Below are 12599 nucleotides of genomic sequence, written 5' to 3' on the forward strand. Positions count from 1 at the left end.
GGCGGCGTGCGGCGCGATCTTCGCCTCGGCCAGGGAGCGGACGGCGTCGCGGAGCATGTCGTGCTCCTCGGACGGGCGGTACAGGTCGAAATCAGCCGATCCGGCCAAGGTCTCTCACGCTCCAAGGACGCTAACTACCGTTAAGTAACACAAATTTTAAGGGTCGGCCCACAGCAGGGATACGTGAGCTTGGCGACAGGGGGATGCCAGGGGGAAAGGTGCCCGCCGGGCAGCCCGACTATGCTCGGGCGCGCATCACTGCCGTACGCCCCAGGAGTACCCATGGCCCTCAAGATCACCGTGATCGGCACCGGCTATCTCGGCGCCACCCACGCCGCGGCCATGGCCGAGCTCGGGTTCGAGGTGCTGGGACTGGACGTCGTCCCCGAGAAGATCGAGATGCTGCGGCGCGGCGAGACCCCCATGTACGAGCCGGGCCTCGACGAGCTGCTGCGCAAGCACGTCGCCGGCATCGAGGGCGCCACCGGGCGGCTGCGCTTCACCACGGACTGGGCCGAGGTCGGCGCCTTCGGCGATGTGCACTTCGTCTGTGTGAACACGCCGCAGCGGCACGGCGAGTACGCCTGCGACATGTCCTACGTCGACTCCGCCTTCGCCTCGCTCGCCCCGCACCTGACCGGTCCCGCCCTGGTCGTCGGCAAGTCCACGGTGCCCGTCGGCTCCGCCGACCGCCTCGCCGCCTACCTCGCCGAGCACGCGCCGGCCGGCGGTGACGCCGAGCTGGCGTGGAACCCGGAGTTCCTGCGCGAGGGCTTCGCCGTCGACGACACCCTGCACCCCGACCGGATCGTGGTCGGCGTGCGCAGCGACCGGGCGGAGAAGCTGCTGCGCGAGGTGTACGCCACGCCGGTCTCCGAGGGCACGCCGTTCGTGGTCACCGACTTTCCGACCGCCGAGCTGGTGAAGACCTCCGCGAACTCCTTCCTCGCCACCAAGATCTCCTTCATCAACGCCATGGCGGAGGTCTGCGAGGCCGCCGGCGGCGATGTCGCCAAGCTGGCCGAGGCGATCGGCCACGACGACCGGATCGGCCGCAAGTTCCTGCGCGCGGGCATCGGCTTCGGCGGCGGCTGCCTGCCGAAGGACATCCGGGCGTTCATGGCGCGCGCCGGCGAACTGGGCGCCGACCAGGCGCTGACCTTCCTGCGCGAGATCGACTCGATCAACATGCGCCAGCGCGGTCAGATGGTGGAGCTGGCCCGGCAGGCGCTGGGCGGCGGGCCGTTCCTGGGCAAGCGGGTCGCGGTGCTCGGCGCGACCTTCAAGCCGGACTCGGACGACGTACGGGACTCGCCCGCGCTGAACGTGGCCGGGCAGATCCACCTCCAGGGCGGCCAGGTGACGGTGTACGACCCGAAGGGCATGGAGAACGCCCGCCGGATCTTCCCGACCCTCGGCTACGCCGACTCCGCCGTGGAGGCGGTGCGCGGCGCGGACGTCGTCCTGCATCTGACCGAGTGGCGGGAGTTCCGCGAGCTGGACCCGGAAGCCCTCGGCGAGGTGGCGACCGCCCGGCTCATCCTGGACGGGCGCAACGCCCTCGACCCGGAGCTGTGGCGGCGGGCGGGCTGGACGTACCGGGCGATGGGCCGCCCCACCGCGTAACCCTCACGACTCACCGGCGACGCCGGTTCGGCCGAGGCTCAGTCGGCCGAACCGGCGTCTTCGTGCATTCTGCCGCACCCCGCGCCCCGGCGGCCGGTGAACCGTCGGTGAATCAGGCCCCCTTCGCCCGGTACCGCCGCATCTTCGCCCGGGCCCCGCACACCGACATCGAGCACCAGCGGCCGCGGCCGGCCGGGCTGCGGTCGTAGTACGCCCAGTGGCACTCGGGCAGCAGGCAGGCCTTCAGCCGGTCCCAGGTGCCCTCGGCGAGCGCCTGGGCCACGGCCGCGGCGATCCGGGAGAGCAGCGGGCCGTCGTCGAGGGGCGCGAGGCGCGCGGAGCCGTCCCGGTCGTCGACGGCGACGTACAGCGGCGCCCGCGCCAGCAGCTCGCCCAGCGGGGTGACGGGGCGGTGCGGGGGGTGGCCGGCGTGGGCCAGGCAGGTGGCGCGCAGCGACTCGCGCAGCTCGCGTACGGCGTCCAGGTCCTCGTCCGTGATCCCGAGCCGTTCCCGGGTCGGAGCCGCGTCCAGGTCGTCCCGCCCGGATTCCAGGTCGACGGTGTTCACCAGGGCCTCGACCAGTGCCAGACCGCCGGGCGCGGCCTGTCTCTCACTCATGCTCGCGACGTTACCCGCTGGACGGGTGCATGCGGTAACCGTTACCGCTAGGCTGGCGCTACCGGTAACTCTCGACGAGGAGGAGGCCATGGCTCTCGCGAAACTGGGCGTCGTCGTCCTGGACTGTCCCGACCCGCGCGCACTCGCCGGTTTCTACGCCGACGTGCTGGGCGGCACCGTGGAGGCGGACGGCGACGGGGAGTGGGTCGACCTGAAGGTGCCCGGCGGACAGGACCTGGCGTTCCAGGCCGCCGCCGGATTCGTCCCGCCGAAGTGGCCCGCCCCGGACGCCTCGCAGCAGTTCCACCTGGACCTGGTCGTGCCGGACCTGGACGCGGCCGAGCAGGGCGTGCTGGCGCTCGGCGCCACCGTGCTGGACGCTGCGGACCGCTCGCGCGGCTGGCGTGTGTACGCCGACCCCGCTGGGCACCCGTTCTGCCTCTGTGCCTGCTGAGCCGCCGATCCCGGAGGTGCCCATGGTCCCCGCGGCCCGTTTCCGTTCCGTCGTCGTCGACTGCCCCGACCCGCGCGCTCTCGCCCGGTTCTACGCCGAGATCGTCGGCGGTGAGCCCGAGAGCACCGACCCCGACTGGGTGGTGCTCCAGGTGCCCGGCGGCCCGCGGCTGGCCTTCCAGTCGGCGCCCGGGCTGCGTCCGCCGGAGTGGCCGCGCGCCGACCGCAACGCACAGCAGTTCCATCTCGACCTCGACGCCGGATCCACCTGGGAGGAGATCGACGCGGCCGAGAAGCGGGTGCTGGCCCTCGGCGCGACCGTGCTGGACGCGGAGGACTCCGAGTCGAAGGACTTCCGGGTCTACGCCGACCCGGCGGGGCACCCGTTCTGCCTGTGCCGGATCGAGCACTCCTGAGCGGACATCTCCGAGCGGGACGTCCCGGGCGCGCCGGAGCCGGTGCCCGGGGTGTCCCGCTCAGCCGTCCAGATCCTCGATCCGGGCCGTCGACGGGTCCCGGCGTTCCTGCGCGGTCTTGGCCGTGAAGTCCGCGCGGCGCAGTACCCGCTGGATGTTCCCCCAGGTCAGCAGGGCCAGATCGGTCTCGCTCCAGCCGCGCCGCAGCAGCTCGGCGATCAGATGCGGGTAGCAGGAGGCGTCGCTCAGCTCCTGGGGATGCGCGCAGCCGGCGTCGTAGGTGCCGGAGAGGCCGACCGACTCGGGACCGGCCAGGGTGCGGACGTGGTCGAGGTGGTCGGCGACGCTGCGGACCGTCGGGCCGGTCTGCTCGGCGGTCAGCGGCACCATGCACAGGCCCTTGGCGGCGCCCAGCTCGACGAGCAGTTCGTCGGGGAGGTTGGCGGGATGCGGGCGCAGGGCGCGGGCGGCGGAGCGGGTGGCGAGGACGGGCGCGCGGGAGGTGTCGAGGACGCGGCGGACGGTCGCCTCTGAGGCACCGGAGAGGTCGGCGAGCACACCGAGCCGGTTCATCTCGCGGACCACCTCGTCGCCGAACCGGGTCAGCCCGGCCTCGCCGGCCCAGGAGGTGCCCGCGAGGGTGAGCACCCGCACCCCGAGGCCGTGCAGGACGCGCAGCAGGCCGAGGGAGTCGTCGAGGGCGACGGCGGTGGCCGGGCCGAGCAGCACAGCGGCGCGGCCGCAGTTGCGGGCGTCGATGACCTGTCCGGCGGTGCGGGCGAGCCGCAGACTCCCCGGGTGGCCGGCGACCACGGTGCGCACCAGGTCGATCTGTTCCAGCGTGGCGGCCACGGCCCGGTCGGCGGCCAGGCCCTCGGGCAGGTGCAGGGAGCAGAACAGCGCCCCCACATGGCCCTGCCGCAGCCGTGGCACATCGGTGTCGACGGCGTTCTCGCCGAGCTCCAGGTCGTACCAGGGCAGATGGCGCAGCGCCCACGGCAGCCCGCTGTAGCCGTCCGCGACGGGGTGCGCGCTCAGCAGGGCGTGGGCGCGCTCCAGCGGGGCCGCGTCGGGGTCGGTCTCGTACGGCTCGGGCGGGAAGGGTGCGCCCAGCGGCAGGTCGGCGAGCTCGCCGAGCTCGGGGTCGGTATGCAGGTCGTCCTGGAGTTCGGCCATGACGGGCTCCGTACGTGCGCGGCGATCGTCGTACGGCCACCGTCGCACGCCTGCGCGGCACTGACCCGGTGAACGGCGCGTTCGGGGGTCCCCCGCCCGGCTCAGGCGCCCTTGGCCGCCTCGATCACCTCGTCCAGGGTCTCCCGGGAGCGCAGCAGGTCGGCGATGGTCCTGTCGATGCGGGCCCGTTCCGCGGTGAGGTCGGCGACCAGGCGGGGCGTGGCGATCGCGGAGGGGCCGCCGTCGGTGTCCCGCATACAGGGCAGCAGCTGGGCGATCCGGGCGCTGTTGAGGCCGGCCGCGAACAGCTCCTGGATACGGATGACGCGGTCCACGGCCGCCTCCGGGTAGTCGCGGTGGCCGCCGGGCGTCCGGTCGGCCCGCAGCAGGCCCTGGGCCTCGTAGTAGCGCAGCGACCGTTCGCTCACACCGGTGAGCCGGGCCAGTTCGCCGATCCGCATGCCGTCTCCGTCCCTCGCCGGGCTTGATCCTGACATCTGTGGCAGGTTCCAGCGTACGGTCATGACGCGGAGTCGGGCGGACCTACCCGGCGCTCGCGGACGCCCCGTCCAGCGACTCGATGGTGGCGTTGGACGGCGCTCGGGTGGCCTGATGGTTGCGTGCCACGTCCTCGGCCGCGCCCAGCACCCGGACCGCGTTCTGCCAGGTCAGCTTGGCGAGGTCGGCCTTCGACCAGCCGCGGTCGAGCAGCTCGGCGATGAGGTTGGGGTAGCCGGAGACGTCGTCGAGGCCGTCGGGGGTGAAGGCGGTGCCGTCGTAGTCGCCGCCGATGCCGAGGTGGTCGATCCCGGCGACCTCGCGCATGTGGTCGAGGTGGTCGGCGACCGTGGCGACGGTCGCGACGGGACGCGGGCGGCGCTCCTCGAAGGCGCGGTGCACCTTCATCGCCTCGGGCGTGGTGTCGAGGTGGTGGAAGCCGTGGGCGCGCATGTTCTCGTCGGCCGCGACCGTCCAGTCGACGGCGGCCTGGAGCACGAACTTCGGGACGAACGTCACCATCGCGACGCCGCCGTTGGCGGGCAGGCGCTCCAGCACGTCGTCGGGGATGTTGCGGGGGTGGTCGCAGACCGCGCGGGCGGAGGAGTGGGAGAAGATCACCGGCGCGGAGCTGGTGTCCAGCGCGTCCCGCATGGTGGTGGCGGCCACGTGGGAGAGGTCGACCAGCATGCCGAGGCGGTTCATCTCCCGGACCACCTCGCGGCCGAAGGCCGACAGACCGCCGACGCCCGGCTCGTCGGTCGCGGAGTCCGCCCAGTCCACGTTGTCGTTGTGGGTGAGCGTCATGTAGCGCACGCCGAGCGCGTACAGGCCGCGCAGGGTGCCGAGGGAGTTGGCGATGGAGTGACCGCCCTCCGCGCCCATCAGGGAGGCGATCCGGCCCTCGCCGCGCGCCGCCTCCAGGTCCGCCGCGGTCAGCGCGGGGCGCAGCGCGTCGGGGTGACGGTCGATCAGCTGCCGTACGCAGTCGATCTGTTCCAGGGTCGCGGAGACGGGGTCCGGCGAGTCCGCGCGGACGTACACCGACCAGTACTGCGCACCGACCCCGCCGGCCCGCAGCCGGGGGATGTCGGTGTGCAGGTGGTCACCCTGGTGGGCGGCGATGTCCCGGGCGTCGAGGTCGTAGCGGACCTGCTCGCGCAGCGCCCAGGGCAGGTCGTTGTGCCCGTCGACCACGGGGAACGCGCGCAGCAGTTCCCGGGCGTCCTCCAGCGACGTCATCGCCGCCCCCTTCTCTCGCGTACGAAGGCCTGGCCTACTTGCCGAACCCGAAGCCGCCCGCGCCGCCGTCGACCTTGGCGCGCAGCCGCTTGCCCTTCTCGGTGGCCTGGTCGTTGAGGTCCTGCTGGAACTCCCGCATCCGGCCGAGCAGCTCCTCGTCGTGCGCGGCGAGGATGCGGGCCGCGAGCAGACCGGCGTTGCGGGCGCCGGCCACGGAGACGGTGGCGACCGGGACCCCGGCGGGCATCTGCACGATCGACAGCAGCGAGTCCATGCCGTCGAGGTACTTCAGCGGCACCGGCACGCCGATCACCGGCAGCGGGGTGACGGAGGCGAGCATGCCGGGCAGGTGGGCGGCACCGCCCGCGCCCGCGATGATCACCTTGAGCCCGCGGTCAGCGGCCTGCTCGCCGTAGGCGACCATCTCGCGCGGCATCCGGTGCGCGGAGACGACGTCGACCTCGTAGGCGATCTCGAACTCGTCGAGGGCCTTCGCGGCGGCCTCCATGACGGGCCAGTCGGAGTCCGACCCCATGACGATGCCAACAACGGGGCTCATTCGGTGATCGTGCCTCTCAGATAGCCGGCAGCGTGACGGGCGCGCTCCAGCACGTCGTCCAGGTCGTCGCCGTAGGTGTTCACGTGACCGACCTTACGGCCGGGCTTCACGTCCTTGCCGTACATGTGGATCTTCAGCTGGGGGTCGCGGGCCATGCAGTGCAGGTACGCGGAGTACATGTCGGGATAGTCGCCGCCGAGGACGTTGACCATGACCGTCCACTTCGCGCGCGGGCGCGGGTCGCCCAGCGGCAGGTCCAGGACGGCCCGGACGTGGTTGGCGAACTGCGAGGTGATCGCGCCGTCCATCGACCAGTGGCCCGAGTTGTGCGGGCGCATCGCCAGCTCGTTGACGAGGATGCGGCCGTCGCGGGTCTGGAACAGCTCCACCGCGAGATGGCCGACGACGCCGAGTTCCTTGGCGATGGTCAGGGCCATCTCCTCGGCCTTGAGCGCCAGCGCCTCGTCGAGGTCGGGCGCCGGGGCGATGACCGTGTCGCACACGCCGTTCACCTGGCGGGACTCCACCACCGGGTAGGCGACGGCCTGGCCGTGCGGGGAGCGGACCACGTTGGCGGCCAGCTCACGGACGAAGTCGACCTTCTCCTCGGCGAGCACCGGCACCCCGGCGCGGAAGGGCTCGGCGGCCTCCTCGGCGGAGTCCACCACCCACACGCCCTTGCCGTCGTAGCCGCCGCGGACGGTCTTGAGGACGACCGGGAAGCCGTCCCCCTCCGCCGCGAACGCGACCACGTCCTGGGGATCACTCACGATCCGGTGCCGTGGGCACGGCACCCCGATCGCGTCGAGCTTGGCCCGCATCACGCCCTTGTCCTGGGCGTGCACCAGCGCCTCGGGTCCGGGGCGGACGGGAATGCCGTCCGCCTCCAGGGCCCGCAGGTGCTCGGTGGGCACATGCTCGTGATCGAAAGTGATCACATCGCACCCGCGCGCGAAGTCGCGCAGCGTGTCCAGGTCGCGGTAGTCGCCGATGACGACTTCGCTCACGACCTGCGCCGCGGAATCCTGAGGGGTGTCACTGAGAAGCTTGAACCTGATGCCCAGCGGGATGCCCGACTCGTGTGTCATACGAGCGAGCTGGCCCCCGCCGATCATGCCGACTACCGGGAACGTCACGCACCCAGGGTATCCGGCGCGCCAGGACGGCCGGTTTCCGCTCCCTGATCCGGCCGTCCGGGGTCCCTCGAGCGGGCTCTTGCCGAACCCTCAGCCCGTCCACAGGCGATCACGGAAGAGGGATGGTTAGCATGACTGGGTTGACGAAAACCGACGGACGGAGCCTTCACGACCATGGGACGTGACTCCTCGGGGCTCCCTGCGGCGCCCGCCAGCGCGCTGCGGCAACGGCTTCGCGCTCTGGGGCGCGAGGCGGCGAAGTTCGGCGCCGTGGGCGGTGCGGGACTGCTCGTCAATCTCCTCGTGTTCAACCTGGTACGGCATGTGACCGACCTCCAGGTGGTGCGGGCGAGCGTGATCGCGACCATCGTGGCGATCGCCTTCAACTACGTCGGCTTCCGCTACTTCACCTACGGCGACCGCGACAAGAGCGGCCGCACCCGTGAGATGACGCTGTTCCTGGCGTTCAGCGCGGTCGGCCTGGTCATCGAGAACGGTGTGCTCTACACGGCCACCTACGGTTTCGGCTGGGACACCCCGCTGCAGAGCAACATCTTCAAGTTCCTCGGCATCGGCGTGGCCACCCTGTTCCGCTTCTGGTCCTACCGGACCTGGGTCTTCCGGGCGCTGCCCGCCCGCCACGACATCGCCGACGCCGAGTCGTTCCTGGAGACCGAGCGGCCCCGGGACCGCGAACGGGCCCGGCAGCGCACCCGCGTCTGACCGCGGCCCTGGCCACGGCTCTCCCCACGGCGACGGCCGCTCAGCGGACCGTGCGCTCCGCGTCCTCCGGCTTGCGCACCGCCGTACGCGACAGGAAGAGGCCGAACACCGGCGGCTGCGCCTGAAGCATCTCCAGCCGGCCGCCGTCGGCCTCGGCGAGGTCGCGGGCGACGGCCAGGCCGATGCCCGTGGAGTTGCGGCCGCTGATCGCCCGCTCGAAGATCCGGGCGCCCAGTTCGGCCGGCACGCCGGGTCCCTCGTCGGTGACCTCGATGACCGCCTGGTTCCCGGTGACCCGGGTGCGCAGCGCGACCGTGCCGCCACCGTGCATCAGGGAGTTCTCGATCAGCGCCGCCAGCACCTGGGCGACCGCGCCCGGTGTGCCCACCGCCTCGAGATGCCGCTTGCCGGAGCTGACGACGGCGCGTCCGGCGCTGCGGTAGGCGGGCCGCCACTCGGCGAGCTGCTGCTGGATGACCTCGTCGAGGTCGAAGGTGACGGCGGAGCCGGTGCGCGGGTCGCGGGAGTTCGTCAGCAGGCGCTCCACCACGTCCGTCAGGCGTTCCACCTGGGTGAGCGCGATGGTCGCCTCCTCCTTCACCGTCTCCAGCTCGTCCGTGAGGGTGATCTCCTCCAGCCGCATCGACAGCGCGGTCAGCGGGGTGCGCAGCTGGTGGGAGGCGTCCGCGGCCAGCCGGCGCTCGGCGGTGAGCATCCGGGCGATGCGCTCGGCGGAGGCGTCCAGCACATCGGCCACCCGGTCCAGCTCCGGGACGCCGTACCGCTTGCGGCGGGGCCGCGGGTCGCCGGAGCCGAGGCGTTCGGCGGTCTCGGCGAGGTCGGTGAGCGGGGAGGCCAGCCGGTCGGCCTGGCGCAGTGCCAGCAGGGCCGCGGCGATCACCGCGAGCAGCGCCACCGCGCCGATGATCAGCAGGGTCCGGCCGACCTCCCGGGTGACCGCGGAGCGCGGCTCCTGGACGGTGACCGTCTCGCGCTCCTCGCCGGTGCGGGTGGCCTCGATGACATCGCCGTCCGGCTTCTCGCCGATCTCGATGGGCGCCTGGCCGGGGATGCGGATGACGGCGTACTGGTCGCCGCCGACCTGGTCGCCGAGCAGATCGGCGGAGATCTTCTCGGCGGCGAGGATCCGGCTGTCCACGATGCTGGCCAGCCGGACCGCCTCGGACTCCACGCGCTCCTTGGCGCTGTCGCTGATGGTCCGGGTCTCGACGATGACGAGGGAGACGCCGAACACGGCGATCACGACGAGCACCACGGCGAGCGTGGACTGGATCAGACGGCGGCGCATGTCCTACTTCCCAAGGCCCGAGGGGGCGGGCTCAGCTCTTCTCGAAGCGGAAGCCGACGCCGCGGACCGTCGCGATGAACCGCGGGTTGGCGGCGTCGTCGCCGAGCTTCTTGCGCAGCCAGGAGATGTGCATGTCGAGGGTCTTGGTCGACGACCACCAGGTGGTGTCCCAGACCTCGCGCATCAACTGGTCGCGGGTGACGACCCGGCCGGCGTCCCGCACCAGCACCCGCAGCAGATCGAACTCCTTGGCGGTGAGCTGGAGCTCCTCCTCGCCCATCCAGGCGCGGTGCGACTCGACGTCGATGCGCACGCCGTGGGTGGCGGGCGGCTGCTGGGGTTCGGCGGAGCCGCGCCGCAGCAGGGCCCGGACCCGGGCCAGCAGCTCGGCGAGCCGGAAGGGCTTGGTGACGTAGTCGTCGGCGCCCGCGTCCAGGCCGACCACGGTGTCCACCTCGTCGGCGCGGGCGGTCAGGATCAGGATGGGCACGGCGTGGCCCTCGGCGCGCAGCCGGCGGGCCACCTCCAGGCCGTCCATGCCGGGCAGGCCGAGGTCCAGCACGACCAGGTCGACCCCGCCCTGCATTCCGGCGTCCAGCGCGGTGGGTCCGTCCTCACGCACCTCGACCTCGTAACCCTCCCGGCGCAGTGCGCGCGCCAGTGGCTCCGAGATGGACGCGTCGTCCTCGGCGAGCAGTACACGGGTCATGGGCTGATGGTAGTCCGCCCGTGACAAGAGCCGGGGTGCGATGGGGGGCTTGGTTCTTACCTTCTCCTGACGCGGTTCTTACCTGCCCGGCCGCGTGGTACAGACCTATGTCTGTGGGGTGCGATCCTGGGAGGGACCTTCGAAAGAGGGTGTGCGGTTCCGTCGACACCTGTGATCCGCGTCTCAAGCCCTTCCATATCCGACAGTGTCCTGACGTATGGTGATTCAACGCCTGTAGTACGCGGGGACCTTCGGTGAGTGCTTTGACGCTGAAGGTCTCTTTTGTGTGCGGGTCGGCTGCGGCCGGCCTCGAAAGGAATGACCTGTGGCCGGGCCTTGTGCGCAGTGACGCGCGCAAGGCGTGGATCCCGGTGGACGCCGTCCACCGCTCCGTGATCCGGAGCGGACACCCCCGTGGGCGTGGGGGCGGATACGCGCGATCCCGCCGGTGCCGGCCGTCCCCCACCGGGCGCGCAACGCTCCGACCGCGCGTCCCGACCAGCAAGGAACGACCATGGCGTCCAGCCTGACGAAGGACTCGGTCCGTCCGGGCACCCCCGGTTCCGAGAAGACCTTCTTCGGCCACCCCCGCGGACTGGCCACTCTCTTCATGACCGAGATGTGGGAGCGTTTCTCCTACTACGGCATGAGGGCTCTGCTTCCCCTCTACCTGGTCGCCCCCGCGGGGCTCGGCCTGGATGCCGGCACGGCGATCGCCATCTACTCCGTCTACGTCTCGACGGTGTACCTGCTCGCCATGCCGGGCGGCTGGTTCGGTGACCGCGTCTGGGGTCCCCGCAGGACCGTCGCGATCGCCGGCTCGGTCATCATGGCCGGCCACCTGGTCCTGGCACTGCCCACCGCGGGCACCTTCTACTTCGGTCTGCTGCTGGTGGCCATCGGCTCCGGTCTGCTGAAGTCCAACATCTCGACCATGGTGGGCCACCTCTACGACGGCCCGAACGACCCGCGCCGCGACGGCGGCTTCACGGTCTTCTACATGGGCATCAACCTCGGTGCCTTCGCCGCGCCGCTGATCATCGGCACCGTCGGCCAGAAGGTCGACTGGCACCTGGGCTTCGCGCTGGCAGCGCTCGGCATGGCGCTGGGCCTGGTCCAGTTCCTGCTCGGCAGCCGCCACCTGTCCGACCGCTCCAGCGTCGTCCCGAAGCCGCTGAGCACCGAGGAGCGCAACTCCACGCTGCGCAAGGCCATGATCTGGATGCTGATCGCGGCCGTCTTCTACACGATCGTCGTCGCCACCGGCCACTACACCCTGAACTGGGTGATGGTCCCGCTGATGATCATCGGTCTGGTCGTCCCGGTCACCGTCCTCGCGCGGATCAAGCGCGACAAGGAGCTCACCGGCGTCGAGCAGTCCCGCGTCTCCGGCTACATCTGGTTCTTCGTCGCCGCCGCCGTCTTCTGGATGATCTACGACCAGGGCGGTTCGACCCTGTCGATCTTCGCGGACGAGCACGTCGACAACCACGTCCTCGGCTGGGAGTTCCCGGTCTCCTGGTTCCAGTCGGTCAACCCGGTCCTGGTGATGGCGCTGGCCCCGATCTTCGCCACCGTCTGGCTGGCCCTCGCCCGCAGCGGCAAGGAGCCGAGCACGATCGTCAAGTTCTCCGGCGGTCTGGTCCTGGTCGGCATCTCCTTCTTCGTCTTCCTGCTGCCGCTGGTGGCCGCCGACGGCGGTGTCGTCTCGCCGTGGTGGATCGTGCTGATCTACTTCTGCCAGACGGCCGGTGAGCTGATGCTCTCCCCGGTCGGCCTGTCGGTGACCACGAAGATGGCCCCGGCCAAGTACGCCTCGCAGATGATGGGTGTCTGGTTCCTCGCGGTCACCGCGGGCGACGCCGTCACCGGTCTGCTGTCGACCTACGGCGTCGACCTCAACAAGACCGGCGTGGTCGCCGCGGAGGCCGCCCTGGCGGTGCTCGCGGGTGTCGCGATCTGGATGTACCGCAAGAACGTCAAGCAGCTCATGGGCGACGTCCACTGACGCGGCCCCGGAGCCTCGTGAGGGCCACCGCATCCTCGGATGCGGTGGCCCTCCGGCTTTTCGCGGGTGCGACGGCACGACGGCCGTGACGCGGTACGACGGCACGACGGCCGTGACGCGGTACG

At 71.5% G+C, this 12599-nt stretch carries 13 protein-coding genes; 5 read left to right on the forward strand and 8 right to left on the reverse strand.

Features of this window, described 5'->3' with window-relative positions:
- The first annotated feature begins 282 nt into the window (after positions 1-282).
- Entirely contained in the window at positions 283-1626 is a 1344-nt protein-coding gene (locus ABT232_RS02630; RefSeq protein ID WP_351834843.1) for a UDP-glucose dehydrogenase family protein, read from the forward strand.
- Between the two features lie 112 nt (positions 1627-1738).
- On the opposite strand, the gene ABT232_RS02635 is transcribed toward ABT232_RS02630, so the two are convergent.
- Positions 1739-2245, reverse strand: a complete 507-nt coding sequence (locus ABT232_RS02635) for a CGNR zinc finger domain-containing protein (RefSeq protein WP_351834845.1) — start codon at positions 2243-2245, stop codon at positions 1739-1741.
- A gap of 88 nt (positions 2246-2333) precedes the next feature.
- Between ABT232_RS02635 and ABT232_RS02640 the strand changes: the two genes are divergently transcribed.
- Positions 2334-2699 carry a VOC family protein gene (locus ABT232_RS02640; RefSeq protein ID WP_351834848.1) on the forward strand — a complete coding sequence of 122 codons (366 nt, stop codon included), beginning with the start codon at positions 2334-2336 and terminating at the stop codon, positions 2697-2699.
- Positions 2700-2721: 22 nt separating this feature from the next.
- Positions 2722-3114 (forward strand): VOC family protein, encoded by a 393-nt coding sequence (locus ABT232_RS02645; RefSeq protein WP_351834851.1) that lies wholly within the window; start codon positions 2722-2724, stop codon positions 3112-3114.
- 60 nt (positions 3115-3174) lie between these two features.
- Here ABT232_RS02645 and ABT232_RS02650 read toward each other — a convergent pair whose 3' ends face one another.
- The 5 genes from ABT232_RS02650 to ABT232_RS02670 form a co-directional block, all read right to left on the reverse strand.
- Positions 3175-4290 (reverse strand): dipeptidase, encoded by a 1116-nt coding sequence (locus tag ABT232_RS02650; protein ID WP_351834854.1) that lies wholly within the window; start codon positions 4288-4290, stop codon positions 3175-3177.
- A 101-nt stretch (positions 4291-4391) separates the two neighbouring features.
- The gene (locus ABT232_RS02655; protein WP_351834856.1) at positions 4392-4751 is read right to left on the reverse strand and encodes a MerR family transcriptional regulator; all 360 of its coding nucleotides are present in this window, start codon (positions 4749-4751) and stop codon (positions 4392-4394) included.
- Between the two features lie 82 nt (positions 4752-4833).
- On the reverse strand, positions 4834-6030 hold the full coding sequence (locus ABT232_RS02660; RefSeq protein ID WP_351834859.1) for a dipeptidase: 1197 nt from the start codon (positions 6028-6030) through the stop codon (positions 4834-4836).
- Positions 6031-6064: 34 nt separating this feature from the next.
- Positions 6065-6589 carry a 5-(carboxyamino)imidazole ribonucleotide mutase gene (gene purE / locus ABT232_RS02665; protein ID WP_351834862.1) on the reverse strand — a complete coding sequence of 175 codons (525 nt, stop codon included), beginning with the start codon at positions 6587-6589 and terminating at the stop codon, positions 6065-6067.
- Positions 6586-7725 (reverse strand): 5-(carboxyamino)imidazole ribonucleotide synthase, encoded by a 1140-nt coding sequence (locus ABT232_RS02670; protein ID WP_351834864.1) that lies wholly within the window; start codon positions 7723-7725, stop codon positions 6586-6588. Before ABT232_RS02670 ends, purE begins: the two co-directional genes overlap by 4 nt.
- 174 nt (positions 7726-7899) lie before the next feature.
- On the opposite strand from ABT232_RS02670, the gene ABT232_RS02675 reads away from it, so the two are divergent.
- Positions 7900-8448: a GtrA family protein gene (locus tag ABT232_RS02675; protein WP_351834867.1), complete on the forward strand. Its 549-nt coding sequence runs from the start codon at positions 7900-7902 to the stop codon at positions 8446-8448.
- A 40-nt stretch (positions 8449-8488) separates the two neighbouring features.
- Here ABT232_RS02675 and ABT232_RS02680 read toward each other — a convergent pair whose 3' ends face one another.
- Positions 8489-9757, reverse strand: a complete 1269-nt coding sequence (locus ABT232_RS02680; protein WP_351834869.1) for a sensor histidine kinase — start codon at positions 9755-9757, stop codon at positions 8489-8491.
- Positions 9758-9788: 31 nt separating this feature from the next.
- Positions 9789-10466, reverse strand: a complete 678-nt coding sequence (locus tag ABT232_RS02685) for a response regulator transcription factor (RefSeq protein ID WP_351834872.1) — start codon at positions 10464-10466, stop codon at positions 9789-9791.
- Between the two features lie 514 nt (positions 10467-10980).
- Here ABT232_RS02685 and ABT232_RS02690 point away from each other — a divergent pair.
- Positions 10981-12474, forward strand: a complete 1494-nt coding sequence (locus ABT232_RS02690; RefSeq protein ID WP_351834875.1) for a peptide MFS transporter — start codon at positions 10981-10983, stop codon at positions 12472-12474.
- The last annotated feature ends 125 nt before the right edge of the window (positions 12475-12599 follow it).

Source organism: Streptomyces sp. NPDC001532 (assembly GCF_040298625.1).
Lineage (GTDB): Bacteria > Actinomycetota > Actinomycetes > Streptomycetales > Streptomycetaceae > Streptomyces.

Excerpts from the sequence above, each read along its gene's own strand:
- ABT232_RS02680 (WP_351834869.1), bottom strand. The coding sequence starts at position 9,757 with ATGCGCCGCCGTCTGATCCAGTCCACGCTCGCCGTGGTGCTCGTCGTG.
- ABT232_RS02675 (WP_351834867.1), top strand. The coding sequence starts at position 7,900 with ATGGGACGTGACTCCTCGGGGCTCCCTGCGGCGCCCGCCAGCGCGCTG.
- purE (WP_351834862.1), bottom strand. The coding sequence starts at position 6,589 with ATGAGCCCCGTTGTTGGCATCGTCATGGGGTCGGACTCCGACTGGCCC.
- ABT232_RS02630 (WP_351834843.1), top strand. The coding sequence starts at position 283 with ATGGCCCTCAAGATCACCGTGATCGGCACCGGCTATCTCGGCGCCACC.
- ABT232_RS02655 (WP_351834856.1), bottom strand. The coding sequence starts at position 4,751 with ATGCGGATCGGCGAACTGGCCCGGCTCACCGGTGTGAGCGAACGGTCG.
- ABT232_RS02640 (WP_351834848.1), top strand. The coding sequence starts at position 2,334 with ATGGCTCTCGCGAAACTGGGCGTCGTCGTCCTGGACTGTCCCGACCCG.
- ABT232_RS02690 (WP_351834875.1), top strand. The coding sequence starts at position 10,981 with ATGGCGTCCAGCCTGACGAAGGACTCGGTCCGTCCGGGCACCCCCGGT.
- ABT232_RS02635 (WP_351834845.1), bottom strand. The coding sequence starts at position 2,245 with ATGAGTGAGAGACAGGCCGCGCCCGGCGGTCTGGCACTGGTCGAGGCC.
- ABT232_RS02685 (WP_351834872.1), bottom strand. The coding sequence starts at position 10,466 with ATGACCCGTGTACTGCTCGCCGAGGACGACGCGTCCATCTCGGAGCCA.
- ABT232_RS02650 (WP_351834854.1), bottom strand. The coding sequence starts at position 4,290 with ATGGCCGAACTCCAGGACGACCTGCATACCGACCCCGAGCTCGGCGAG.
- ABT232_RS02645 (WP_351834851.1), top strand. The coding sequence starts at position 2,722 with ATGGTCCCCGCGGCCCGTTTCCGTTCCGTCGTCGTCGACTGCCCCGAC.
- ABT232_RS02660 (WP_351834859.1), bottom strand. The coding sequence starts at position 6,030 with ATGACGTCGCTGGAGGACGCCCGGGAACTGCTGCGCGCGTTCCCCGTG.